Genomic DNA, 25,092 nt, shown 5'->3' with positions numbered 1-25,092 from the left:
CATGCGCCTGCCTTTGACCCTGGCCATCCTGTTCGCATTGCCCGGCGCCGCAGTGGCCGAGGAGCAGTGCAAATTCTCCGAGCCACGCAGCCTGGAACTGCAGCTGGCGGGAGTGAAATCGGTGTTGTTCGAGGTCGGTTCCAGCGACCTGCATCTGGAAGCATCGCCCGGCAATGGCGGTCGTCTGCACGGCCGCGCCTGTGCAGCCAAGGCCGACGTGCTCAAGGGCCTGACGGTCACCCAGAAGCGGGTGGGCGACCGGCTGGTGGTGACGCTGACGGACGACCGCCTGCTGCGTATGTCCGTCGGCGAAAACTATTCGTATCTGGACCTGCGCGGCAGCGTGCCGAGTAACCTGCTGGTGCAGTTGGATGTGGGCTCCGGCGATGCCGACATCACCGGCGCCGCTGCGGTGAGTGCCGATGTCGGCTCCGGCGATGTTGCCATTCGCCATAGCAAGGGGCGTGTCACCGTCAAGGTGGGCTCCGGCGATGTCGAACTGGAAGACATCGGTGCGCTCCGCGTGCTGGCCGTGGGCTCGGGCGATCTGAAGGCCAAGCAGATCCATGGCGCGGCGGAGATCGGCAAAGTGGGCTCGGGCGATGTCACGCTGCGCGACGTGGCCGGCAGCATCAAGGTCGGCACGATCGGGTCTGGCGATATGGAGCTCAACGACGTGCGGGGAAACATCACCGTCGAGGCGATCAATTCCGGCGCGCTCAACGTGCGCAAGGTGAGCGGCGATGTGAGCGTTGCGCGCAAGGGCAGCGGAGATATCAATGTCAAGGACGTCGCCGGCACCACGCGCGTGCCGGCCGAGCGCTGATCACTTCATCCACGATTCGAAGGGGACTGCTGATGAAATCATTTCTCTCTGCGGTGTTGGTCGGTGCGCTGCTGGTTGGCTGCGGCAAGCCAGAGGTCGCCGTCGACGGCTCCGCGCACATCCAGGGCAGCGGCGTGACGTTCGATGGCAAGAGCCTGACGCTCAAGCGCGACACCTTACCTGCTGCCACCATCGGCATGGATGGCACGCTCAGCATCGGGGGCAAGCCGGTGGCCCTGAACGATGCACAGCGCCAGGCAATGCGCGGTTATTACGCGCAGGTGCAGGCGGTGGCCAACAAGGGTATCGATATCGGCACCCAAGGCGCGGCATTCGGCGCCCATGCGGCCGGCGAAGCGCTCAAGGGTGTGCTCAGTGGCAACGTGGAGAAGATGGGCGACAAGATCCAGGCCGACGGCGAAGCCTTCAAGCAAAACGCCCTGCGCATCTGCGACCAGTTGGGCAAGCTACGCACCGCCCAGGACGCCGCCGTGCAGCTGGTGCCGGCGTTTGCGCCTTACTCCACCCTCACCCAGCACGACGTCGACGATTGCCGTAAGGAATGACGGGGCCACAGCCGCTGCGTCGCCGCCGACAAGTGCAGCGGCTGTCAGCAACCCAAAGGCGCGCGGGACCATGCGGTTTTTGGGCGCACGCCATGGCGCGGAGGCGGGACCTGCGACATTTTGTCAGCCGGTCCGGCTGGCCGCCGCGCTGATCGACAGCGTGGGCGCGGATTACACTAGACGCTTCCCACGACAGATTGACCCCATGAACAAGTTCGTGATGCTCTGCATGGCGCTGCTGCTGTGCACCCTTGCCGCCTGTGGCGACCAGTCGTCCCGTCGCGCCGAACGCGGCAAGCCGCGCGTTGCCATCACCACCCAATCGGTGATGATCCGTCGCCCACCGGCTGCCAATGCGGAAATCACGCCCGATGGCACGCTCAAGATCGATGACATCGCGCTACCGCAGAAGGAGCCGACCCGCGCCAAGTTGCAGTTGCTGTTTGGGCATCTGCAGATGCTGCGCCAGCAGGCCGTCAACGCCGCTGGCGCGGACGCGGAGTACAAGTCGATCAAGCTGACCGCCACGCCGGAGATCCAAACGCTCAGCGGCGAATTGCTGGATGAAATCCCGTCGCTGCAGCCGTATCGCGAGAGCTTCGGCAACGTGCAGGCCGAGCGGCACTGAGTATTAGCGAAGCCGCGCGAAAACGCTGATTCGCGAGAACAGAAGGCTAGAACCCAGGATAGGAGCGCGCCCGAGCGCGACGGGGCTTTATCGACAACGCCCCATCGCGCCCAAGTGCGCTCCTACGCACACACGCACATTGCGGTGATCAGCCACCGCCGCCACTGCTGCCGGCCTGGATGCCACCACGCGTCAGTGCAGCAGGATCCAGCAAACGGCGCAGGTCCGCTTCGCTGAGCCCACTGTCTTCCAGGGCTACCTCCAGCACCGGGCGCTGCTCCTTGTAGGCGCGCTTGGCGATCGCTGCGGCTTTTTCGTAACCGATGATCGGGTTGAGTGCGGTGACCAGGATCGGATTGCGGTCCAGCGCCTCGCGCACGCGGTCCTGACGCACCTTCAATCCGGCAATGGCGGTATCGGCCAACAGACGCGACACATTGCCCAGCAAGGTGATCGAATCCAGCAGGTTGTAGGCGATCAACGGCAGCGTCACGTTCAATTGGAAGTTGCCGGTCTGCCCCGCCACGGTGATCGCAGTGTGGTGGCCGATGACCTGCGCGCAGGCCATCACGGTCGCCTCGGGAATCACCGGGTTGACCTTGCCCGGCATGATCGAGCTGCCCGGTTGCAGCGCCGGCAATTCGATCTCGCCCAGGCCCGCCAACGGGCCGGCATTCATCCAGCGCAGATCATTGGCGATCTTGATCAGCGCCACCGCCAGCGCGTTGAGCTGGCCGGACAACTCCACCGCATCGTCCTGCGCAGCCAGGCCTTCGAACTTGTTTTCCGCGCTCTCGAACTTGGCGCCACTCAGGCTCGACAAAGCCTTGGCCACCTTGCCGCCGAAGCGTGGGTCGGCGTTGATGCCGGTCCCGATCGCGGTACCGCCCAGCGGCAAACGGCGCAGCCGCTTGAGCGCATCGTCGAGCCGGTCTTGCGCCGAACTCAATTGCGCAGACCAAGCCCCGAATTCCTGCCCGAACGTCAGCGGCATCGCATCCATCAAATGCGTGCGACCGGTCTTGACGATCTTGTCCAGCGACCTGGCGCGCTTGTCGATGGTCTTGCGCAGATGCTTGAGCGCCGGCTGCAGGTGTTCCTGCACCGCAAGCAACGCCGACACACGGATCGCGGTGGGCACCACATCGTTGGAACTCTGGCCAAGATTGACGTGATCGTTGGGATGCACCGCGTCCTTGCCGGCGCGCGTGGCCAGCGTGGCAATCACCTCGTTGGCATTCATGTTGGACGAGGTGCCCGAGCCGGTCTGGTACACATCGATCGGAAACTGCGCGTCATGGGTGCCGTCGGCCACCTGCAATGCCGCAGCCTGCACGGTCTTGCTGATCGACTTCGGCAGCAGCCCGAGCTCGGCATTGACACCGGCGGCAGCGGCCTTGATCAAGCCCAGCGCGCGGATGAGGCCGCGTGGCATCGGCTGGCCGGATACCGGAAAATTCTGCACGGCACGCTGGGTCTGCGCGCCCCACAATGCATCGGCGGGCACCTGCAATTCGCCCATGCTGTCGTGTTCGGTCCTGAAACGTTCGCTCATCTGCCTTCTCCGCACAGTGTTGGATTGTGGTGACGCAATGGCTGGCAGCGGGCGCACCCACGCTGGCGAGGGTCATAACGATACTCGCTGGCAGCGTTGCAACGATGTCATCGCAGTGCGTGGACTAGACTCAGCATCGATCCATACGAGGTACCACGCCGCCATGGGCGACGACCCTGACTGTAGAAACGCACTGCCCGCGTTCTGCTTCGCTGCACCCCGCACCACCATGCACACGCCTGCGTTGATGCATCCATCTGCCGCCCCTGCACCGCGCGGAGGCGAACATGCTCGGTAATGTGCTGCTGTTGATCGTCGCGCTGCTGCTGGTGCTGTTGAACGGCTTCTTCGTTGCCGCCGAGTTCGCCCTGGTCAAACTGCGGCACACGCAGGCGGTGGGGCTGGCCCAGACCCATGGCTGGCGCGGGCGTCTGTTGCTGGGGGTGCACGCGCATCTGGATGCGTATCTGTCGGCATGCCAGCTCGGCATCACCCTGGCATCGCTGGGATTGGGCTGGGTCGGCGAACCTGCATTCGCGCATCTGCTGCAGCCGTTGTTCGATGTGCTGGGCATGTCCGAGGACGCCGCGCAGTTCACCGCCTTGGCAATTGCCTTCAGCCTGATTTCGTTCCTGCACATCGTGCTGGGCGAATTGGCCCCCAAAACCATGGCGATCCGGCGCCCGGAGCGCATGTCGTTGTGGACCGCCGCGCCGTTGTACGTTTTTTACTGGGCCATGTACCCGGCAATCTGGGTGCTCAATACCAGCGCCAACCGGCTGCTGCGCCTGCTGGGCTGGGGCGATGTGGAGCACCAGTCGCACCGCTATTCGCGCGAAGAACTCAAACTGATCGTCGGCCGCCAGGACCCCAACGCGCCTACCGCCGATCATGGGCTGGCGCTGATGAGCCATGCGCTGGAACTGCCGGATCTGGTGGCCGGCGACCTGATGCGCCCCCGCGAGCATATGCGCAGCCTGCGCGAGGACATGAACCTGGAAGCGGTGCTGGCCGAATTCAGCGAGTCGCGCTACAGCCGCTACCCCTGGTTCGACACCGATGGCGAGCAGGTGCTGGGCATCCTGCATACCAAGGATCTGCTGGTGGCGATGGCGCGCGGCCAGGACCTGGACGACCTGCGTCCGTTGCTGCGACCACCCACCCGGCTGTCTCTGGAAACCCCCATTCCCAGCGCGCTGGAGCAGTTCCGCAGCGGCACCACCCATCTGGCGCTGTGCGTGGAGGACGAAGGCCGCATTCTGGGCTTCTTCACCCTGGAGGACCTGCTGGAAGTGGTGGTCGGCGAGATCGAGGACGAGCACCGTCACGTGGTGCGCGACGCCCCGGTACGCAGCCAGGACGGCTCGCTGCTGGTGGCCGGCAGTACCTCGATCTTCCGCCTGGAACGCTTGCTGGGCCAGGATCTGAGCGCCCCGGACCATGTCAATTCGGTCGGCGGGCTGATCGTGCATCAGCTGCAGCGGCTGCCCGAAGAAGGCGAAACCCTGGAACTGGACGGCCACGCGCTGACCGTTCGGCGCATGGCCGGCCACCGCATCCAGGCGGTGACAGTGCGGCCGGTGGGCGAAGCGGGCGTCGGGGCGGCGTAGAATACCGGCCCCGCCAGCTTCCCAGTGCCCTCCCCATGTCGGATTCCGCCCTGCTCGCCCTGTCCCCGCTCGACGGCCGCTACGCCTCCAAGGTGGATGCGCTGCGCCCGATCTTTTCCGAATACGGCCTGATCCGGGCACGGGTCAAGGTCGAGATCGAATGGCTGCTGGCCCTGGCCGCCGAGCCGGGCATCGCCGAACTGGCGCCGTTTTCGGCCGCCGCCAGCCAGCGTCTGCGTGCGCTGGCCGACGACTTCAGCGTGACCCATGCCGGGCGGGTGAAGGAGATCGAACGCACCACCAACCATGACGTCAAGGCGGTGGAGTACTTCATCAAGGAACAGCTCAAGGACGATGCCGAGCTGGGCCCGGCACTGGAGTTCGTGCACTTCGCCTGCACCAGCGAAGACATCAACAACCTCAGCTACGGCTTGATGCTGGAGCAGGCGCGCCGCGACGTGCTTCTGCCCACGCTGGACGGCATCACCGCCTCGCTGCGCACACTGGCGCATGCGCAGGCCGCGCAACCGATGCTGTCACGCACGCATGGCCAGACCGCCTCGCCCACCACGCTGGGCAAGGAAATCGCCAACGTGGTCGCGCGCCTGGAGCGCCAGCGCAAGCAGATCGCCGCGGTGGAACTCACCGGCAAGATCAACGGCGCGGTGGGCAACTACAACGCGCATCTGGTGTCGTACCCGCAGCTGGACTGGGCCGCGTTTGCGCAGCGGTTTGTGGAGAGCCTGGGCCTGGTGTTCAACCCCTACACCACCCAGATCGAGCCGCACGACAACGTGGCCGAAATCGGCGACGCCACGCGTCGCGCCAACACCATCCTGATCGACCTGTCGCGCGATATCTGGGGCTACATCTCGCTGGGGTATTTCAAGCAAAAGTTGAAAGAAGGCGAAGTCGGCTCGTCCACGATGCCGCACAAGGTCAACCCGATCGACTTTGAAAATGCCGAAGGCAATTTCGGCGTGGCCAATGCGTTGTTCGAGCACTTTTCCGCCAAGCTGCCGATCAGCCGCTGGCAGCGCGACCTCACCGATTCCACCGTCCTGCGTGCGCTGGGCACCGCGTTCGGTCACACCCAAGTGGCGCTGGATTCGCTGGCCAAGGGTCTGGGCAAGCTGACCGTCAATCCGCAGCGCCTGGATGCCGATCTGGACGCCGCCTGGGAAGTACTGGCCGAAGCCGTGCAGACGGTGATGCGTCGCCACGGCCTGCCCAACCCGTACGAACAACTGAAGGCGCTGACGCGCGGCCACGGCATCACCGCCGCCTCGATGCAGGCCTTCGTGGAAAGCCTGGAGCTGCCCGAAGAAGACAAGCAGCGCCTGCGTACGCTCACCCCGGGCGGCTACACCGGCCTGGCCGAGCAGTTGGCGCGCGCGATTTAAGAAAGCTCTCAACAACGCGAGGCGTGACGAGTGAGCCCCGGATTTCGCCCACATGCGGCGGCCTCCCATGCTGAAGATCAAGCACGTGCGCGTAGTGAAGAGTGCTTCGCTTGTTGATCGACAGCACGTGGAAAAGGTGGTCAACGCTTGCCTAAGCGGGAACACCACCGGCCGCGCCACGCCAAGCGGGCGCGGCCATTGCCGGGATGCGGTAGGTCCTGGGGATGCGGTAGGTCCTGGCATTTCTACCGATGTGACAGTACGGCTGCTTCGCCGGGTGTGTCGGCAACGCCCAAGCGTCGAGCCGGCGTCAACGGCGCTCCCCGATGCGGCTGCTATGGTGCCGGCCTCATCCAAGCGAGGGATCACCCATGCATGCAGCCCGGACTATCGCGTCGCTGTTCGCCCTGTCCAGCATCGCCGCACTGAGCGGATGTGGCGCCGACGGCCCTGCGGCCCAAGCGCTATCGGCCGTCTCGTCCACAGTGACCGACCCGGCCAGCGGCGCCGATTGCGACGGCAAGGATGTGCGCCTGACCCGCGACGACAGCGAGTGGATCCTGCATGGCAACTGCGGCGCGGTGACCATCACCGCCTCACGCGGCGCGATGAATCTGGACAACGCACGCAGCATCCGCGTGGAAGGCAGCAACTTCACCGTGCTCAACAAACAGCTGGGCCAGCTCAGCGTCTCTGGCCACGACAACACGCTCAATCTGACCAATGTCGACAGCGTGGACATCCAGGGCAACAAGAATCTGGTGCTGGCGCGCGAGGTCAAGCAGGTCCGTTTTTCCGGCAACGACAACACGGTCAACCCATCGAGCAAGCCCACGCTGGACGACCGCGGGAGCGGCAACAAGGTGATGTAAGTCGGTGGCCGCGACGGCGCGCTAGCGCAGCCTTCGCCCAGCAAGGCAGCAAGATTGCAAATGACGTACGCATGCTGCGCCGTGCGTGCCGAGCACTCGGCTTTCTTGCCAGCCAGCGCGGGCCGCGAATGCTCCCACCCCGGATGCCATTCGCGGCCCGATGCCATTCGCGGCCCTGGATTGCAGCACTTACGGCCGCCACGCCGCCACTAGCACTACGTCGCGTGGCTTGACGGTGCCAAGTACGATCACAAAATGCAGCGCGTCGCCCGCGCAAACGTGATCTGTGCCGCACAGCGCGAGCGCACGTCGATGACAGTATCGCCAGCAACAGCGGCCTGCCGGGCCGCGCACAGCAAGCAGCTGTGAACGTGGCGAGACCCGCAATGTGTGGCTTTCACCACCAATGGCTCAGCGCGCCCTGCTCTTGTCAGCGCGCCCTGCTTTTGTAGGAGCGGCCTTGGCCGCGAAGCCGTCCACGCACCCCATCAGGCTTCACGGCAAGCGCGCTGTGCCGCCCGAACACCGCTGCAGCACGTCTTGACGTGATCGCCAGCCAGGCGCAGTCGCCGGCAGCGCGCAGACCGAACCACCACGTCCCTGAAGCATTGCCTGTTGCCAGCCCAGCGCGCAGGTGCAGATCCGGCGCAGGCATCGGACAATGGGACATCTGCGCCGGCCCTGCCCGCGCCCCAGTATTCCATCGACACCTGCAAGGACTCCCCATGGCTGCACGCAAGGCAAACCCTCCCGTCATCGAAGTCCAGGCCCGTCCAGGCCAGCCCTTGGGCATGCCGGTGGAGCGCTTTCTGCGCACTTACTGGCACAAGCACCCGCTGCTGATCCGCAATGCCTTCGCAGATTTTGCCTCGCCGCTGCAGCCGGAAGATCTGGCTGGCCTGGCCTGCGAAGACGGCGTGCTGGCACGCCTGATCAGCCACGACCGCGCCACCGACGGCTGGAGCGTGCGTACCGGCCCGTTCCAGGAAACCGACTTCCCCGGCCTGCCCGATCACGATTGGACGCTGCTGGTGCAGGACGTGGACAAATGGGACGCCGATGTGCGCGCACTGCTGGAGCAGTTCCGCTTTCTGCCGCGCTGGCGCATCGACGACATCATGATCAGCTTCGCCGCCACCGGCGGCTCGGTCGGCGCGCATGTCGACCATTACGATGTGTTCCTGCTGCAGGGTCAGGGCCATCGCCGCTGGCAGATCGACGCACGCACCTCGCAAGGCCGCAAGCCCACGCCGCTGGCGTTCCGTGACGACGTCGACATCAAGCTGCTGCGCGAGTTCAAGCCGACCCACGACTGGGTGCTGGGTCCGGGCGACATGCTGTATCTGCCGCCGCTGGTGCCGCATCACGGCGTGGCCGAAGACGCCTGCCTGACCTTCTCGATCGGCACCCGCGCACCGTCCTCGGCCGAATTGATCGGCGATTACCTGGACACCCTGATCGCCGATGCCGACGAGTCGGTGCGCTATCACGACGAAGACCTCAAGGTGCCGGCCGACCCGTACGAGATCGACGTCACCGCAATGAACCGCGTGGTCGAAGCGCTCAATGCGCTGCGCATGAACGACCCGGATCGCCTGGGCGACTGGTTCGGCCGTTTCATGACCACCTATCGCGCCTCCGGCGACGTGGTGCCGGCGCCCGAGCCGATCCCGCGCGAAGCGGTCGAACAGGCGCTGGAAGAAGGCGTGGTGCTGTATCGCCACCCCTGGTCGCGGCTGGCCTGGCGGCGTGCCAAGCGCGGCGCCACGCTGTTCTGCAGCGGCCTGGAATTTGCGTTGTCGGCCAAGGACGCGGCGCGTCTGGCGGCGGCCGAAGAAATCGATGGCGGGCTTTACACGCAGCTGAGCGCACGCGGCCGCGAGGTGGTGTTGGAGCTGCTGGCGCAAGGCCATTACCAACGCGCCCATGACGACGCGCACGAAGACATCGACGACGATCAGGCGCATGTGCTCACCGTGTCGGCCGACCACGACGACACTCAGGACGACGCCGACAGCGCGGATGCAGACGACGCCATCGATACCGATGCCGATGTCGAAGCGGTGGCGGACGACGCAGACAGCCCGGCAGATATCGCCGACATCGCCGACACCGCGCAGAACGGAGATGGCAGCACAGACGCTTCGGACATCGGCGAAGACGGCAACAACGACGAGACCCCGGAGCGCGCATGAGCCCGCACGGCAGGCCGCAAATCGTGTCGCTGGACCCGGCATCCGATGCCGCGGCCCTGCGTGCGCTGCGGCAGGCCTGCACGACCGGCATCGCGGGCAACGCCCACGATGCCGAGTGGGATGCGCTGGACCCGCTCAGCCTGCACTTGGCCGCGCGCACCGATGACGGCCAACTGGTCGCCTCGGTGCGTGTGACGCCGGATCGCCGCATCGACCGGCTCGGCCTGGTGCAGGACTGGCGGCGTCGCGGGCTGTCAGACCAGCTGCTCGCCGCAGCGGTGGATGCCGCAGCCCAGCGTGGCTGGCCCAGCCTGCACTCCCGCGTCACCGCAAACGCCGAGGCCGTGTTCGCACGGCTCGGCTTTTTACCCGAACTCCCCCCGCATTCTCCTCACGAGCGCACCACCGATGCCGGTGCTGCGCCCGGCACGCCCCTGCATCGCCGGCTCGACGGCCCGATGGCAGTGGACGACCTCGCCGCGGCCCTGGCCGCCACCACCGGCCTGCTGTGCAGCGCACGGCGGCAGGTGCTGATCTACACCCGCGCGCTGGATCCGCAATTGTTCGACAACGCTGCCGTGCTCGATGCACTGCGCCGCTTCGCCACCGCACGCCACGACAAACGCGTGCAGGTGCTGGTGCAGGACACTGCCAGCGCCGCCGCCAGCAGCAGTGCGATGTTGCGCCTGGCCCAGCGCCTGCCCAGTGTGTTCCGGTTCCGCGCGGTCAGCGATCCGGTCGATACAAGCTATGCGTCGGCCTATGTGATCGGCGACGACGCCTACTACTTTCGTCCAACAGGTCACCGCTTCGACGATGGCGAAACCTGGCTGTCCGGCGCGGCGCGCAGCCGCCAGCTATCGCGCGAATTCGCGCAGATATGGGAGCGCAGCGCGCTCTGGAACGAACCGCGCGCGCTTGGCATCTGACACCGCAGCGCCCCTCGCACGTAGGCGCCCGACCAATTGGTCTACCCCGCCGGTCAGCTCGCAGACGCCCCCTCACAAGCGCAAGGGGGTATAATTTTTCGAGATTTGAGACCGACCGATAGGGCAACTCGCCCTGCCGCTTCCGCACAATCATCCCCACAGCAGACCCGACTTACCATCGTGGATAATCTCCTAAAGCAGTTCGCGCAGTCATCGCAGCTCGCCGGCGGCAACGCCGCCTATATCGAGGATCTGTACGAGCAGTACCTCGTCGCCCCGGACAGTGTCGATCCGAAGTGGAAGAGTTATTTCGACGGCTTCCAAGGTCGCGATGCCGGTGATGTACCGCATTCGGCGGCCATTGCCCACATTCTCAGCGCATCCAAACAGGCCGCCAATGCCGGTACCGGCGCGGGCGCCAGCGACGAGCGCGAGCGCAATGTCGGCCGTCTGATCACCGCCTACCGTGCACGCGGCCACCTCGGTGCGCAGCTCGACCCGCTGGGGCTTACCCCGCCGGTCAACCCGCCCGATCTGGACCTGCCCTTCCACAGCCTGTCGCAGGCTGACATGGACAGCGAGTTCAGCACCGGCGGTGTCGGCGGCCAGCCGCGGATGAAGCTGAAAGATCTGCTGGCCCGCCTGAAGGCGACCTACGCCAGCAGCATCGGCGCAGAATTCATGCACATCCAGGAATTCGACCAGCGCCAGTGGATCTACAAGCGCCTGGAAGATGCCGGCGGCAAGATCGCAGGCGATGCGGCCAGCCGTAAGCGCACGCTGGAGCGGCTCACCGCCGCCGAAGGCCTGGAGCGCTACCTGCACACCAAGTACGTCGGCCAGAAGCGCTTCTCGCTGGAAGGCGGCGATGCGTTGATTCCGATGATGGACGCGATCATCCACCAGTCCGGCAAGGACCAGGTCAAGGACATCGTGATCGGCATGGCCCACCGCGGCCGCCTCAACGTGTTGGTCAATACGTTGGGCAAGAACCCGCGCAAGCTGTTCGACGAATTCGAAGGCAAGTTCGAGCATGCCCACGACGACCGCGCGCACACCGGCGACGTCAAGTACCACATGGGCTTCTCGGCCGATATCGCGGTGGGCGACAGCAACCAGGTGCATCTGGCGCTGGCGTTCAACCCCTCGCACCTGGAAATCGTCGACCCGGTCGTGGTCGGCAGCGTGCGTTCGCGTCAGGAACGCTTCGGCGATGCCGAACGCAAGACCGTGCTGCCGATCCTGATCCACGGCGATGCCGCATTCGCCGGCCAGGGCGTGGTGATGGAGCTGTTCCAGATGTCGCAGGCGCGCGGTTTCGCGGTCGGCGGCACGGTGCACATCGTCATCAACAACCAGATCGGCTTCACCACCAGTACGCGTGACGATGCCCGCTCCACGCTGTACTGCACCGACGTGGCCAAGATGATCGGCGCGCCGGTCTTCCACGTGAATGGCGACGACCCGGACGCGGTGATGTTCGTGTCCAAGCTGGCCTACGAATTCCGTCAGCAGTTCAAGAAAGACGTGGTCATCGACCTGGTCTGCTACCGCCGTTGGGGCCATAACGAAGCCGACGAACCGGCAGCGACCCAGCCGGTGATGTACCAGACCATCCGCAAGCACAAGACCACCCGCGAGCTGTATGCGACCAAGCTGGAAAGCGACGGTGTGCTGAGCGCCGACGAGGCCAAGGCGCTGGTGGACGGTTACCGCAACAAGCTGGATTCGGGCGAATACACCACCGAACTGGCCACGCGCAAGCCGGACGAATTCGCCATCGATTGGTCCAAGTATCTGGTCGGCACTGCTGCCGATCCGGTGGATACGCGCGTCAAGCGCGACCAGCTGGATCGTCTGGCCAAGTTGATCACCACCATTCCCGAAGGCGTGGAGCTGCATGCCCGCGTCGCCAAGATCTACGACGACCGCGTCAAGATGGCCGCCGGCAATCAGTTGGGCGACTGGGGCTTTGCCGAGAATCTGGCGTACGCCACGCTGCTGGCCGAAGGCCACAAGCTGCGTCTGGTCGGCCAGGACGCCGGTCGCGGTACGTTCTTCCACCGTCACGCGATCCTGCATGACCAGAAGAACGACAACTACTACCTGCCGCTGCGTCAGCTGGTCGAGAACCCGGAAGACGCCACCATCATCGATTCGCTGCTCAGCGAAGAAGCGGTGATGGGCTTCGAATACGGCTACTCCACCACCGACCCGAACGCGCTGTGCGTGTGGGAAGCGCAGTTCGGCGACTTCGCCAATGGCGCGCAGGTGGTGATCGACCAGTTCATCGCTGCCGGTGAAGCCAAGTGGGGCCGCATCGCGGGCCTGTCGCTGTTCCTGCCGCATGGTTACGAAGGCCAGGGCCCGGAGCACAGCTCCGCGCGTCTGGAGCGCTTCCTGCAGCTGTGCGCGCTGGAGAACATGTTGGTGTGCGTGCCGACCACGCCGGCGCAGTGCTTCCACATGATCCGTCGTCAGATGCGCATGACCACCCGCAAGCCGCTGGTGGTGATGACGCCCAAGTCGCTGCTGCGCCACAAGCTGGCGGTGTCGAGCCTGGAAGAACTGGCCGATGGCGAGTTCCAGCATCTGATTCCCGATGCCAAGGCCGATGCCGGCAAGGTCAAGCGCGTGGTGCTGTGCTCGGGCAAGGTCTATTACGACCTGCTCGAAGACCAGACCAAGCGCGGCCAGGACGATGTCGCGATCCTGCGCGTGGAGCAGCTGTATCCGTTCCCGCGTGCGCAGTTGGCCGCCGAACTCAAGGCCTATGCCAACGCCACCGACGTGGTGTGGTGTCAGGAAGAGCCGCAGAACCAGGGTGCGTGGTACCAGATCCGCCATCACCTCAATTTCTGCCTGGCCGGCGGTCAAAGCCTGCATTACGCCGGCCGTGTCCGTTCGCCCTCGCCTGCCGCCGGCCACATGGCCGACCACATCGTCGAACAGCAAACGCTGGTTGCCGATGCGCTCCTCAATCCGTTCAACGACCAAGTCGCTGAATAACTCCTCTTCCCCAAAGAACGAAAACCCTAGGACGCTCCCCGAATGGCCACCGAAGTCAAAGTTCCGGTACTGCCCGAATCCGTTTCCGACGCCACCATCGCCAGCTGGCACAAGAAGGCCGGTGAAGCGGTCAAGCGCGACGAGAATCTGGTCGACCTGGAAACCGACAAGGTCGTGTTGGAAGTTCCTTCGCCTGTCGACGGCGTGTTGAAGGAAATCAAGTTCGAAGCCGGCAGCACGGTCACCAGCAACCAGCTTCTGGCGATCATCGAAGAAGGCGCCGTTGCTGCCGCGGCTCCGGCCGAAGAGAAGAAGGCCGACGCACCGGCCGCCGCAGCAGCAGCTCCCGCTGCCGCCCCGGCACCGGCTGCTGCCGCTGCACCGAGCGCGTCGAAGTCCGCTGCCGATTCGCTGCCGCCGGGTGCGCGTTTTTCCGCGATCACCCAGGGCGTGGATCCGTCGCAGGTCGACGGTACCGGCCGCCGCGGCGCGGTGACCAAGGAAGACATCGTCAACTTCGCCAAAGCCGGTGGCGTGGGCAAGGCCTCTGGCGCCCGTCCGGAAGAGCGCGTGGCGATGACCCGCGTGCGCAAGACCATCGCCAAGCGTCTGATGGAGTCCAAGAACTCCACCGCGATGCTGACCACCTTCAACGAAGTGAACCTGGCCAAGGTGTCGGCCGCGCGCAAGGAACTGCAGGACGAATTCCAGAAGGCGCACGGCATCAAGCTCGGTTTCATGAGCTTCTTCGTCAAGGCCGCCGCCAACGCGCTGCAGCGCTTCCCGCTGGTCAACGCATCGATCGACGGCGACGACATCATCTATCACGGCTACAGCGATATCTCGATCGCCGTCTCCACCGAAAAGGGCCTGGTCACGCCGGTGCTGCGTAACGTCGAGCGCCAGTCGTTCGCTGAAGTCGAACAGGGCATCGCCGACTACGCCGCCAAGGCGCGCGCCGGCAAGCTGGGCCTGGACGATCTACAAGGCGGTACGTTCACCATCACCAACGGCGGCACCTTCGGCTCGCTGCTGTCCACCCCGATCATCAACCCGCCGCAGAGCGCCATCCTGGGCATGCACGCGATCAAGGAACGTCCGATCGCCGAGAACGGCCAGGTCGTGATCGCGCCGATGATGTACCTGGCGCTGTCTTACGACCACCGCATCATCGACGGCAAGGATTCGGTGCAGTTCCTGGTCGACATCAAGAATCAGCTGGAAAACCCGGGCCGGATGCTGTTCGGCCTTTAAGAGCCGGGAATCGGGAATGGAGATTCGGGAATGGGACAAGCGCCCATCGACCGCTCCATTCCCGCCTGGACCTGGATGGGACGCAGCAGGCGCATGCGCTTTTGCCATTCCCCATTCCCTATTCCCCATTCCCGTGAGCAAATGAAATGAGCGAACAATTCGACGTCGTCGTCATCGGTGCCGGCCCGGCCGGCTATCACGCGGCGATTCGCGCGGCCCAGCTGGGCATGAAGGTCGCCTGCATCGACGCGGCACTCGGCAAGGACGGCAAGCCCGCCCTGGGCGGTACCTGCCTGCGCGTGGGCTGCATTCCGTCCAAGGCGCTGCTGGATTCCTCGCGCCAGTTCTGGAACATGGGTCACCTGTTCGGCGACCACGGCATCAGCTTCAACGATGCCAAGATGGACGTGCCCACCATGATCGGTCGCAAAGACAAGATCGTGAAGCAGTTCACTGGCGGCATCGCGATGCTGTTCAAGGCCAACAAGATCACCCCGTACTACGGCTTCGGCCAATTGCTGCCGGGCAATATCGTCAAGGTCGCCCAGCACGAAGGCGGCGAGATCGAGCTCAAGGGCACCAACGTGATCCTGGCGGCCGGTTCGGAATCGATCGAACTGCCGTTCGCCAAGTTCGACGGCGACACCATCGTCGACAACGTCGGCGGCCTGGATTTCACCGCTGTGCCCAAGCGCATGGCAGTGATCGGTGCCGGCGTGATCGGCCTGGAACTGGGCAGCGTGTGGAAGCGTCTGGGCGCCGAGGTCACCATCCTCGAAGCGCTGCCGGACTTCCTGGCACTGGCCGATGCCGAAGTGGCCAAGACCGCGCTGAAGGAATTCAAGAAGCAGGGCCTGGACATCAAGCTGGGTGCCAAGGTCGGCAAGACCGAGATCACCGGTAGCGGCGATGCCAAGCAGGTGGTGCTCAGCTACACCGACGCCGCAGGCGAGCAGACCCTCACCGTGGACAAGTTGCTGGTGGCCGTGGGCCGTAAGGCCGCGACCAAGAACCTGCTGGCCGACGGCACCGGCGTCAAGATGACCGACCGCGGCCAGATCGAGGTCGATGGTCATTGCCATACCGGCGTCGACGGCGTGTGGGCCATCGGCGACTGCGTGCGCGGGCCGATGCTGGCGCACAAGGGCTTCGAAGAAGGCATCGCGGTGGCTGAACTGATCGCCGGCCTGCCGGGTCACGTCAACTTCGACACCATTCCGTGGGTGATCTACACCGAGCCGGAGATTGCCTGGGTCGGCAAGACCGAGCAGCAGCTCAAGGCCGAGGGCGTGGCCTACAAGGCCGGTAGCTTCCCGTTCGCGGCGATCGGCCGTGCGGTGGCCATGGGCGAGCCGGCCGGCTTCGTCAAGGTGATCGCCGATGCCGAAACCGACCGCGTGCTGGGCATGCATCTGGTGGGCGTGGGCGTCTCCGAGCTGGTGCACGAAGGTGTGCTGACGATGGAATTCAACGGCTCGGCCGATGACCTGGCGCGTATCTGCCACGCGCATCCGACCCTGTCCGAAGCGATCCACGACGCCGCGATGGCGGTGAGCAAGCGCGCGATCCATAAGGCCAATTAAATCGGGAGTGGGGAATCGGGAATCGTAAAAGCGGCCCCATCACCTCACTCCTCATGCTGACGCCGGACCTAGGTCCGGCGTCATGCGTTCTGGCTTCTATATTTGCTTTGACCTATTCCCAACTCCCGACGCCCGAATCCCCGATGAAATCAATCTGCGTCTACTGCGGCTCCAATGCCGGCAACAAGCCTGTCTATGTCGAGCGCGCCATGGCGCTGGGCGATCGCATCGCCAAACAGGGCCTGCGTCTGGTCTATGGCGGCGGCAACGTCGGCTTGATGGGCACGGTGGCCAACGCGGTGCTCGCCGCCGGCGGCGAAGTCACCGGCGTGATTCCGCAGCAGCTGGCCGATTGGGAAGTGGCGCATCGCGGGCTGACCACGCTGGAAGTGGTCGGCTCGATGCATGAGCGCAAGATGCGCATGTTCGAGCTGTCCGATGCCTTCGTCGCCCTGCCCGGAGGCTTCGGCACCATGGAAGAGATTTTCGAGATGCTCACCTGGCGCCAGCTCGGCATCGGCAACAAGCCGTGCGCGTTTCTGGATAGCGCGGGCTTCTATGCACCGCTGATCGGCATGATCGATCGCATGGTGGAAGAACGTTTCCTGCATCCGGATCAGCGCGCCGACCTGTGGTACGGCGACGACATGGAGCAGATGCTGGAGTGGATGCAGCACTACACCCCGGCGCAGGCGTCCAAGTGGATCGACGAGAAGCGCCGCTCCACGCTGGTGTAATCGAAGATACCCCTGTCCCACGCGGCCGCAACGCGCGTCGCTTTCTGCAAGCGCGCGCGGCAGTAACGCGCATCGACTCAGCGAACGCATGCTCACGCTAATACCGGGCAAACGCGTGCGCCCGAACATCTGCCAGGCGCGACGGCGGTCGCCAACGTCCGACGCACAGCAGCGGTGCATCGCTACAGCACCACCACGCCCCAGTCGCCCCGATCTGCCAGCTTGCAACGGCAGTCACGCTGACTGCAGCAACCGACATCGCCGCCTCGCATAGAATGGCGACGATGCTCGATACCCTCGCCGCTGACGCGCTCCACAGCCTGGACATCAAGCACAGTCGCTTTCTGGCCCATGCTGCTGCACTCGATTCTTCCGCGCAGGCGTTGGAGATCGTGCAGCGCGTGTCGGTGCCGGATGCCACGCACAACTGCTGGGCCTACCGGTTCGGGCAGGAGTACCGTTCCGGCGACGATGGCGAGCCCAGCGGCACGGCGGGGCGGCCGATTCTTGCGGCCATCGATGGCCAAGGCTTCGATCGCGTGGTGGTGGTGGTGACGCGCTGGTATGGCGGGATCAAGCTCGGTGCCGGTGGGCTGGTACGTGCTTACGGCGGCACCGCAGCCGAATGCCTGCGCCTGGCCACGCGGCGGCCGCTGGTTGCGCTGACCCTGCTCGACCTGCAATGCCAGTTCGACGATCTGGGGCTGGTGCACGCGGCGCTTGTCGCGTTCCATGTCGACAAGCTGGATGAACACTTCGACGCCCAAGGCGCAGCGTTACGCGTGCAGCTGCCTGCAGATCAGCTGGCTGGCTTGAAAACCCGCCTGTGCGACGCCACTCGCAATCGTGTCCATCTCTCAACACCGGAAGCCGCATGACTCAGCCAGCCGCCGCCAGGCCCAACCCATTGCGGAAGCTTGGCAGCCTGCGCACCTTGTGGCCGTTCGTGCAACGCCAGCGCGGCCTGTTCGCCGCCTGGCTGATCGCACTCGCGGTGTCCTCCGCGGCCACGTTGAGCCTGCCGGCAGCGGTCAAGCGCATGATCGACCACGGCTTCTCCGGCGGCACGCAGATCAACCAGGCCTTCGCATTGTTGTTTGTGGTGGCCGTGGTGCTGGCCCTGGCGACCGCAGCGCGTTTTTACTTCGTGGCGTTGCTGGGCGAGAAAGTCGTCGCCGATCTGCGCGGCCGTCTGTATGCGCACCTGATCAGCCTGGACGCCGGTTTTCATGATCGCAGCCGCAGCGGCGAGCTGGTGTCGCGGCTGTCGGCCGACAGCGAGCTGTTGCGCGGGCTGATCGCCAACACCATGTCGGTGGCGTTGCGCAGCTCGGTGACGGTGATCGGCAGCATGGTGATGTTGTTCGTCACCAGCCCGCGCCTGGCCGGATTCACGCTGATCGGCATTCCGTTGGCGGTGCTGCCGATCGTGCTGGGCGCGCGCCGGCTGCAAAAGATTTCGCGCGCCAGCCAGGATCGCGTGGCCGACGCCAATACGCTGGCGGCCGAAACGCTCGGCGCGGTCCGCACCGTGCAGGCGCATGCGCGCGAGCGCTACGAGAGTCAGCGTTTCAGCCAGGCGTTGTTTGCGGCGATCGATACTGCGCGGCTGCGCATCCGCACCCAGGCCGGCGTCACCGCCATTGCGATCATGCTGATCTTCGGTGCCATTGTCGGCGTACTGTGGTTGGGCGCGCACGACGTGGTGTCCGGGCGCATGACGCCCGGCACGCTGGGCCAGTTTGTGTTGTATGCGTTGATCGGCGGCGGTTCGGTCGGCGCGCTGGCCGAGGTGTGGAACGAGTTGCAGCGTGCCGCCGGCGGCATGGGCCGGGTTGGAGAACTGCTCGACGAACAGTCGGCGATCGTGGCGCCGGCCACGCCCATGCACTTGCCGCAGCCGCTACGCGGGGCGATTCATTTCGACCAGGTGATGTTTCATTATCCGCAGCGCCCCGACGCACCGGCGCTGGATGGATTCGACTTACATGTCAGCCCCGGCGAAACCGTTGCCCTGGTCGGCCCGTCCGGCGCCGGCAAGAGCACGGTGCTGGCGATGCTGCTGCGCTTCCACGACCCCGCCAGCGGCAGCGTGCGCATCGACGAGGTGGACCTGCGCCAGACCGACCCGGTGCGCCTGCGCGAGCACATCGCACTGGTCCCGCAACAACCGACCCTGTTCGCCGCCAGTGCCGCCGACAACATCCGCTATGGCCGCCTGGAGGCCAGCGATGCCGAGGTGGAAGCGGCGGCAGCGGCGGCAGAAGCCGATGTCTTTATCCGCGCCCTGCCCCAAGGCTATGCCAGCGAGCTGGGCGAGCGTGGTACGCGTCTGTCCGGCGGCCAGCAGCAACGTGTGGCAATCGCACGTGCGTTGCTCAAGGACGCGCCCATCCTGCTGCTGGACGAAGCCACCAGCGCACTGGATGCACAGAGCGAGCGCGCCGTGCAGCAGGCACTGGACCGACTGATGCAGGGCCGCACCACTTTGGTCATCGCGCACCGCCTGGCAACCGTGCTCAAAGCCGACCGCATCGTGGTCATGGATGCCGGCCGTATCGTGGCGCAGGGCACGCATGCGCAGTTGATCGCCGAAGGTGGCCTGTACGCCGAGCTGGCGCGGCTGCAATTCATCGATCAATGACGCCCGGTTGATGCCCACTGCGGGCCACACGCTCGCTCACCGGCCTCGCCGGCAGTGCGACTCCGAGCGACCCGACGTACCGATGCGACCATGCCCCGCCCCAAGACCACTCTTCGCCAACTCAGTTACTTCATCGCGCTGGCCGATACCGGCAGCTTCACCCGTGCCGCCGAACAGATGGGCGTGTCGCAGCCCTCGCTGTCGCAACAGATCCGCGCACTGGAAACCATCATCGGTGCGCCGTTGTTCGAGCGCGGCGTCCCGGCCATCCTGACCCCGCTCGGGCGCGACTTGCTCGACCGCGCGCGCAGCATCCTGCTCGATGTGACCGATCTGGAAGAAGTACGCACGACCTCGACCGACACGCTGATCGGCACCATCCGGCTCGGTGTCTCGCCCACGCTGGGCGCCTACCTGATGCCCAGCCTGGTTGCACGGCTGCACCGCGAGCACCCGGCGCTGCGCGTGCACGTGCGCGAGGGCCTGCCGACCGTTCTCGCCCGCGACCTGGCCAACGGCGTGCACGATCTGATCCTGGCGCAATTGCCGGTGGCCGGGAGCAGCCTGCACAGCGAGCGGCTGTTTCGCGAACCGCTGCACGTGACCATGGCCGCCGATCACCCGCTGCGCAGCAAACGCTACATCACCCCTGCCGATCTGCGCGGCGCCAACCTGCTGACCTTGATGCCGGAATACCGATTGGCCGAACAGGTGGCCGCAATCGCGATGGAAGTCGGCGCACATGTGTTGCGCGACTACGAAGGAACGAGTCTGGATGCGATCCGACAGATGGCCGGCATGGGTATGGGTCTGGCCCTGCTGCCGGAGCTTTACGTGCGTCAGGAAATCCGCGAAGGCGACGATGTAGTGGTGCGCCCGATCAAGGGCGGCCGCTATTACCGCGAGATCGGGCTGCTGTGGCGGCAAGGTGCAGGACGCGCGCCAGCGTTCGGTTTGATCGCAGATCTGCTGCGCGCGGCAGCCGCATAGGAAAATCCTATACAACGGATAAGCGCTCCGGCCTTGTCCTATAGCGGCAACTCGTCAATGCTTCACTGAACTCATCAATGGAAGTTCAATGGCGGCAAAGCGGATCGGATGGCGGGAAGCGGTGGGCTGGCTGGCGGAAATCGTCGGGCCGGACATGCCGTATGTGCGTTTGGCCCTGGTGTACGGCGTGGCGATCAGCCTGCTGTCGCTGGCCACGCCCATCTCGGTGCAGCTGCTGATCAACAGCGTCGCCAATACCGCGCTGCCTGCGCCGCTGTGGACGTTGTCGGGCCTGCTGCTGGGGCTACTGCTGCTGGTGGCGTGCCTGAGCGCAATGCGGGTGTGGGTGATGGCGCTGTTCGAGCGCCGCCTGTTCGCGCGCGTGGTGGCCGAGATCACGGTGCGCGCGGTGCATGCGCAGAACCCCTTCTTCGCCGACCAGAACCGTGGCGATGTGTTCAATCGCTACTTCGATCTGGTGGTGGTGCAAAAAGCGGTGCCCAGCCTGGCGATTGGCGCCTTCACCATCGTGCTGCAATCGGCGGTCGGCTTGATCCTCACCAGCTTCTACCACCCGTTTTTCCTGGCCTTCAACGCCTTGCTGCTGTTGATCATCTTTGCGATCTGGATGATCTGGTCGCGCGGCTCGATCCGCACCGCGGTCGAACTCAGCCACGCCAAGCACAATGCCGCGCACTGGCTTGAAAGCGTCGGCGGTTCCAACGGCTTCTACAAATCCAGCCGCCATCTCAACTTTGCGATGGATCGGTCAGAGGCGGTGACTGCCGCCTACGTCGACCGGCACCGGCGCCATTTCCGCTATAGCTTCACCCAGACCGTGGCCTTCCTGCTGGTATACGCGGTCGCCAGCGCGGCGCTGTTGGCCCTGGGCGGCAGCCTGATCCTGCGCGGCGAGTTGTCGATTGGCCAATTGGTGGCCGCCGAGCTGATCCTAAGCGCGGTGTTCTATGGCATCGCGCAGCTCGGCGCCTATCTGGACACCTTCTACGATCTGGTTGCCAGCGCGGAAGAATTGTCGCTGCTGTACGCCATTCCGCAGGAACGCGCCGTGGTGGCGGCCGGCAAGATCCCCGGCAACAGCGCGGTGCGGCTGGATGGAGTGATGATCGAAGGGGCGCGTTTCGATTTCGCGCTGGAAGCCGGCGAGCAGCTGGTGACGCTGGCCGATGGCGGCGCCGAGCGGCTGCTGGCGATGGTGCTCAAGCGCCACGTGGTGCCGGATCGCGGCCTGGTAATGGTGGGTGGCGCGGACCTGGCCACCTTCGACATGTACCTGTTGCGCTCGGAAGTCACCGTGCTCGACCGACCGACGATTGTCGAAGTCACCATCCGCGAGTATCTGTCCATGGCCTCGGCCGACGTGAGCTCCGAAGCGATGCTGGAAGCCATCGACACGGTGGGGCTGCGCGCGCGCATCGCCGCGCTGCCGCAGGGCCTGGACACGCGACTTGCCGCATCCGGCTACCCGCTGTGGATCGGCGACGTGATGGCCTTGAAGCTGGCTAACGCCTTACTGGTGCGCCCCCGCGTGCTGATGTTGTCGCAGCTTTACGATCTGCTGCCCGCAGAACGCCTGACCCGCGTGCTGGGGCGCTTGAAGGAGGCCGGCACCACGGTGCTGCTGTGCACCGGCAGGCCCGAAGACATCGCCCTGGATGGCTGGTTCCGTCTAGAGCCCGAGCGCCAGCAACGCTACGCCACGCGCGCCGAACTCATCGCATCCACCCAGGAGGCAACCAATGCAGCACGCCCCTGATCGGATCGCGCACTTCCCCACTTTGGCCTCGATGCGGCCACCGAGCATCGCCAAGGTACTGGCGTGGATGCTGTTGCTCGGCGTCACCATCGCAGGCGCCATCCTGGCGTTCGCGCCGTGGGTGCAGACTGCCAGCGGCAAGGGCCAGGTGGTCTCGCTCGACCCAGGCGATCGCCAGCAGCAGGTCACCGCCTTCGTGCCCGGCCGCGTCGAGCGCTGGTATGTGCACGACGGCCAGCACGTGTCCAAGGGCGACCCGATCGCACGTGTCGGTGACCTCGACCCGGATCTGCTGACCCGACTGGCCAGCGAGCGCGCGCAGGTCGCGGCGGAAATTACCGCCATCCAGCAATCGCGCGCGGTCGCCAGCATCGATGTCGAACGCAGCCGGCAATTGCTTGCCGAAGGGCTGGCCGGCCGCCGTGATTACGAGCTGACCCAGATCAAGGTAGCCGAAGCAGATGCCAAGTTGGCCGAATCGCGCGCCAAGTTGACCCGCATCGACATCCAGTTGAACCGTCAGTCCGCGCAGCTGGTACGCGCGCCGCGCGATGGGCGCGTGCAGCAGCTCAACGCCGCCAGCGGCAGCGCCATGGTCTCGCCGGGCACGGTGCTGGCAGTGATCGCGCCGGAACGCGTGGAGCGTGCCGTGGAGCTGTACATCGATGGCCGCGACGTGCCGTTGATTCGTCCCGGCCGCCCGGTGCGGCTGGAGTTCGAAGGCTGGCCGGCGATCCAGTTCAGCGGCTGGCCGTCGGTGGCGCACGGCATGTTCGATGGCCGCGTGCGCGCGATCGACCCCAACGCCGCGCCGGATGGGCTGTTCCGCATTCTGGTCGAACCTGCGCCAGGCAAACCGGCGTGGCCGGCACAGGAATTCGCCCGCCAGGGCGGCAAGGTGCGCGGCTGGGTGCTGGGCGAGACGGTGCGGGTGGGCTACGAACTGTGGCGCCAGCTCAACAACTTCCCGCTGGAATTCGGCCGGCGGCCCGCCGCGACCACGCAGGGCGATGGCAAGCCCAAGCCCGCCGGCGACAAGTCCGAAGACGACGCGACGGGCAAGAAATGATGCGCGGTCTGATTGTCCTGCTGATCGCACTGTGCCCCGGTGCGGCCTTCGCCCAAGCCGCGCCACTGAGCCTGGACGAAGTGCTGCAGTCCTCGGCCCGCTCTGCGCCGCAGATCGTCGAAGCGCTGGCGAAAGTCCGCCAGGCCGAAGGCAAGGGAATCTCGGCCGACGGCGCGTTCGACACCGTGTTCGATATCGAAGGCCGCTCGCGCGAGGCCGGCTACTACGACGGCAGCAGCATCGAAAGTGGTGTCAAGCGGCCGTTCGAGAACAACGGCGGCTATTACTACGGCGGCTACCGGTCCTCGCGAGGGTCGTTCCCGGTCTACGAAGACAAGTCGTATACCGACCGCGGCGGCGAAGTGAAGGTCGGCGCGCTGTACGCGCTGTTGCGCGACCGCGTGGTCGACGAGCGCCGTACCCGTCGCAACGTTGCCAGCGCCGACATCAACGTGGCGCAGTACGAAGCGGAGATGGTAGCGATCGGCGTGCAGCGGCGCGCCGTGGACGCCTATCAAAACTGGGTGGCGGCCGGTTTGAAGCTGCGTGCATACAACGACCTGCTGGCGTTGGCAGAGCAGCGCCGCAACGCGATTTCGCGGCAGGTGACGCTTGGTGCGCGCCCGACCATTCTGCTGACCGAAAACGACCAGAACCTGGTGCGCCGGCGCGCGCTGGTGGTGCGTTCCGAGCAGGACTTCGCCAACGCCGCCAATGCCTTGTCGCTGTATCTGCGCGACGACGCCGGCATGCCGCTGATTGTCTCCACCGAACGTTTGCCGCCCGATACTTCGGCGCTGGAAGGACTGGCCGGTGCCAACAAGATCACTGCGCCGGTGGAGCGGCCCGATTACCGCGCCGTGCTGACCCGCATCGATCAAGCCACTGCGCGGCTGATGCTGGCGCAGAACGACCTGAAGCCGCGGCTGGATGTGAGTTTCGAAGTCAGCAAGGACCTGGGCGACCCCGGCGTGGGCGGGCCGAACCGCTCGCCGACCGATGCAATCATCGGCTTTCGTTTCAGCGTGCCGCTGGAGAACCGTTCCGCCAAAGGCCGCGTTGCCGAGGCGCGCGCGGAGATCGAAGCACTGGATCAGCGCAGCCGCTTCCTGCGCGACCAGATTTCGGTGGAGGTGGAGTCCATCGTGATCTCGCTCAACGCTGCCGAGCGGCTGGCCAAGATGGCCGACGAAGAACGCGGCCTCGCCGACCGCCTGGCCGTCGCCGAACGGCGACGCTTCGAGCTGGGATCGGGTGATTTCTTCCTGGTCAACCAGCGCGAAGAAACCGCCAACGATGCACGCGTACGTTTGATCGATGCGCAGGCGCGGATTGCGTCGGCGCGCGCAGAGTTGGCAGCGGCTACCGCTGACCGGGATGCGTTGCAGTTAAGTCGTTAAATCGTTGACGCGTTACGTCTGCGCTGGTCCACCCCAGCACATGTC

General features: G+C 65.4%; 18 protein-coding genes and 1 pseudogene. 18 read left to right on the top strand and 1 reads right to left on the bottom strand.

Going from position 1 to position 25,092, the window contains the following annotated elements; all coding sequences use genetic code 11:
- Position 1: 1 nt before the first annotated feature.
- From RQH86_RS01220 to RQH86_RS01210, 3 genes are all read left to right on the top strand, one after another.
- The gene (locus tag RQH86_RS01220) at positions 2-826 is read left to right on the top strand and encodes a DUF4097 family beta strand repeat-containing protein (RefSeq protein WP_311238724.1); all 825 of its coding nucleotides are present in this window, start codon (positions 2-4) and stop codon (positions 824-826) included.
- Positions 827-858: 32 nt separating this feature from the next.
- A complete protein-coding gene (locus RQH86_RS01215; RefSeq protein ID WP_115553444.1) occupies positions 859-1,392 on the top strand; it encodes a DUF2884 family protein in 534 nt (177 codons plus the stop codon).
- 205 nt (positions 1,393-1,597) lie between these two features.
- Positions 1,598-2,020 (top strand): hypothetical protein, encoded by a 423-nt coding sequence (locus RQH86_RS01210; RefSeq protein ID WP_055844838.1) that lies wholly within the window; start codon positions 1,598-1,600, stop codon positions 2,018-2,020.
- Between the two features lie 148 nt (positions 2,021-2,168).
- Here RQH86_RS01210 and RQH86_RS01205 read toward each other — a convergent pair whose 3' ends face one another.
- Positions 2,169-3,575 carry a class II fumarate hydratase gene (locus RQH86_RS01205; protein WP_311238723.1) on the bottom strand — a complete coding sequence of 469 codons (1,407 nt, stop codon included), beginning with the start codon at positions 3,573-3,575 and terminating at the stop codon, positions 2,169-2,171.
- Positions 3,576-3,862: 287 nt separating this feature from the next.
- On the opposite strand from RQH86_RS01205, the gene RQH86_RS01200 reads away from it, so the two are divergent.
- The 15 genes and pseudogenes from RQH86_RS01200 (at position 3,863) to RQH86_RS01130 (ending at position 25,047) form a co-directional block, all read left to right on the top strand.
- The gene (locus RQH86_RS01200; RefSeq protein ID WP_311238722.1) at positions 3,863-5,185 is read left to right on the top strand and encodes a hemolysin family protein; all 1,323 of its coding nucleotides are present in this window, start codon (positions 3,863-3,865) and stop codon (positions 5,183-5,185) included.
- A gap of 35 nt (positions 5,186-5,220) precedes the next feature.
- Positions 5,221-6,588 (top strand): adenylosuccinate lyase, encoded by a 1,368-nt coding sequence (gene purB, locus RQH86_RS01195; RefSeq protein WP_115527496.1) that lies wholly within the window; start codon positions 5,221-5,223, stop codon positions 6,586-6,588.
- 371 nt (positions 6,589-6,959) lie between these two features.
- Positions 6,960-7,460, top strand: a complete 501-nt coding sequence (locus tag RQH86_RS01190) for a DUF3060 domain-containing protein (protein ID WP_311238721.1) — start codon at positions 6,960-6,962, stop codon at positions 7,458-7,460.
- 725 nt (positions 7,461-8,185) lie between these two features.
- Positions 8,186-9,553, top strand: a pseudogene (locus RQH86_RS01185) (cupin domain-containing protein); the annotation flags it as partial.
- Between the two features lie 98 nt (positions 9,554-9,651).
- Positions 9,652-10,584 carry a GNAT family N-acetyltransferase gene (locus RQH86_RS01180; protein ID WP_311238720.1) on the top strand — a complete coding sequence of 311 codons (933 nt, stop codon included), beginning with the start codon at positions 9,652-9,654 and terminating at the stop codon, positions 10,582-10,584.
- A 105-nt stretch (positions 10,585-10,689) separates the two neighbouring features.
- Complete coding sequence (locus RQH86_RS01175; RefSeq protein WP_193552568.1) at positions 10,690-13,593, top strand: 2-oxoglutarate dehydrogenase E1 component; 2,904 nt, start codon at positions 10,690-10,692, stop codon at positions 13,591-13,593.
- A 42-nt stretch (positions 13,594-13,635) separates the two neighbouring features.
- A complete protein-coding gene (sucB, locus tag RQH86_RS01170; protein WP_055844863.1) occupies positions 13,636-14,847 on the top strand; it encodes a dihydrolipoyllysine-residue succinyltransferase in 1,212 nt (403 codons plus the stop codon).
- Positions 14,848-14,993: 146 nt separating this feature from the next.
- On the top strand, positions 14,994-16,430 hold the full coding sequence (lpdA, locus tag RQH86_RS01165; protein ID WP_115512077.1) for a dihydrolipoyl dehydrogenase: 1,437 nt from the start codon (positions 14,994-14,996) through the stop codon (positions 16,428-16,430).
- Positions 16,431-16,573: 143 nt separating this feature from the next.
- The gene (locus RQH86_RS01160) at positions 16,574-17,167 is read left to right on the top strand and encodes a TIGR00730 family Rossman fold protein (RefSeq protein WP_115559460.1); all 594 of its coding nucleotides are present in this window, start codon (positions 16,574-16,576) and stop codon (positions 17,165-17,167) included.
- Positions 17,168-17,442: 275 nt separating this feature from the next.
- The gene (locus RQH86_RS01155) at positions 17,443-18,045 is read left to right on the top strand and encodes a YigZ family protein (RefSeq protein WP_311240071.1); all 603 of its coding nucleotides are present in this window, start codon (positions 17,443-17,445) and stop codon (positions 18,043-18,045) included.
- A complete protein-coding gene (locus tag RQH86_RS01150; protein WP_311240072.1) occupies positions 18,042-19,811 on the top strand; it encodes an ABC transporter transmembrane domain-containing protein in 1,770 nt (589 codons plus the stop codon). Before RQH86_RS01155 ends, RQH86_RS01150 begins: the two co-directional genes overlap by 4 nt.
- 90 nt (positions 19,812-19,901) lie before the next feature.
- Entirely contained in the window at positions 19,902-20,801 is a 900-nt protein-coding gene (locus RQH86_RS01145) for a hydrogen peroxide-inducible genes activator (RefSeq protein ID WP_311240073.1), read from the top strand.
- Between the two features lie 88 nt (positions 20,802-20,889).
- On the top strand, positions 20,890-22,578 hold the full coding sequence (locus tag RQH86_RS01140) for an ABC transporter ATP-binding protein (protein WP_115512079.1): 1,689 nt from the start codon (positions 20,890-20,892) through the stop codon (positions 22,576-22,578).
- Positions 22,562-23,647: an HlyD family efflux transporter periplasmic adaptor subunit gene (locus tag RQH86_RS01135; protein ID WP_311240074.1), complete on the top strand. Its 1,086-nt coding sequence runs from the start codon at positions 22,562-22,564 to the stop codon at positions 23,645-23,647. Before RQH86_RS01140 ends, RQH86_RS01135 begins: the two co-directional genes overlap by 17 nt.
- Entirely contained in the window at positions 23,644-25,047 is a 1,404-nt protein-coding gene (locus tag RQH86_RS01130) for a TolC family protein (protein WP_311240075.1), read from the top strand. The genes RQH86_RS01135 and RQH86_RS01130 overlap by 4 nt, the downstream gene beginning before the upstream one ends.
- Positions 25,048-25,092: the final 45 nt, after the last annotated feature.

Source organism: Xanthomonas sp. WCS2018Noco2-27, from assembly GCF_031843525.1.
GTDB lineage: Bacteria > Pseudomonadota > Gammaproteobacteria > Xanthomonadales > Xanthomonadaceae > Xanthomonas.
The sequence above is the reverse complement of the archived record's forward strand: the minus strand, read 5'-3'. Positions and strand labels throughout refer to the sequence as shown.

What these genes read in the sequence shown, in the direction of transcription:
- RQH86_RS01205 (WP_311238723.1), bottom strand. Translation starts at nt 3,575, where the DNA reads ATGAGCGAACGTTTCAGGACCGAACACGACAGCATGGGCGAATTGCAG.
- RQH86_RS01150 (WP_311240072.1), top strand. Translation starts at nt 18,042, where the DNA reads ATGACTCAGCCAGCCGCCGCCAGGCCCAACCCATTGCGGAAGCTTGGC.
- lpdA (WP_115512077.1), top strand. Translation starts at nt 14,994, where the DNA reads ATGAGCGAACAATTCGACGTCGTCGTCATCGGTGCCGGCCCGGCCGGC.
- sucB (WP_055844863.1), top strand. Translation starts at nt 13,636, where the DNA reads ATGGCCACCGAAGTCAAAGTTCCGGTACTGCCCGAATCCGTTTCCGAC.
- RQH86_RS01160 (WP_115559460.1), top strand. Translation starts at nt 16,574, where the DNA reads ATGAAATCAATCTGCGTCTACTGCGGCTCCAATGCCGGCAACAAGCCT.
- RQH86_RS01130 (WP_311240075.1), top strand. Translation starts at nt 23,644, where the DNA reads ATGATGCGCGGTCTGATTGTCCTGCTGATCGCACTGTGCCCCGGTGCG.
- RQH86_RS01210 (WP_055844838.1), top strand. Translation starts at nt 1,598, where the DNA reads ATGAACAAGTTCGTGATGCTCTGCATGGCGCTGCTGCTGTGCACCCTT.
- RQH86_RS01215 (WP_115553444.1), top strand. Translation starts at nt 859, where the DNA reads ATGAAATCATTTCTCTCTGCGGTGTTGGTCGGTGCGCTGCTGGTTGGC.
- RQH86_RS01190 (WP_311238721.1), top strand. Translation starts at nt 6,960, where the DNA reads ATGCATGCAGCCCGGACTATCGCGTCGCTGTTCGCCCTGTCCAGCATC.
- RQH86_RS01180 (WP_311238720.1), top strand. Translation starts at nt 9,652, where the DNA reads ATGAGCCCGCACGGCAGGCCGCAAATCGTGTCGCTGGACCCGGCATCC.
- purB (WP_115527496.1), top strand. Translation starts at nt 5,221, where the DNA reads ATGTCGGATTCCGCCCTGCTCGCCCTGTCCCCGCTCGACGGCCGCTAC.
- RQH86_RS01200 (WP_311238722.1), top strand. Translation starts at nt 3,863, where the DNA reads ATGCTCGGTAATGTGCTGCTGTTGATCGTCGCGCTGCTGCTGGTGCTG.
- RQH86_RS01155 (WP_311240071.1), top strand. Translation starts at nt 17,443, where the DNA reads ATGGCGACGATGCTCGATACCCTCGCCGCTGACGCGCTCCACAGCCTG.
- RQH86_RS01140 (WP_115512079.1), top strand. Translation starts at nt 20,890, where the DNA reads ATGGCGGCAAAGCGGATCGGATGGCGGGAAGCGGTGGGCTGGCTGGCG.
- RQH86_RS01145 (WP_311240073.1), top strand. Translation starts at nt 19,902, where the DNA reads ATGCCCCGCCCCAAGACCACTCTTCGCCAACTCAGTTACTTCATCGCG.
- RQH86_RS01135 (WP_311240074.1), top strand. Translation starts at nt 22,562, where the DNA reads ATGCAGCACGCCCCTGATCGGATCGCGCACTTCCCCACTTTGGCCTCG.
- RQH86_RS01220 (WP_311238724.1), top strand. Translation starts at nt 2, where the DNA reads ATGCGCCTGCCTTTGACCCTGGCCATCCTGTTCGCATTGCCCGGCGCC.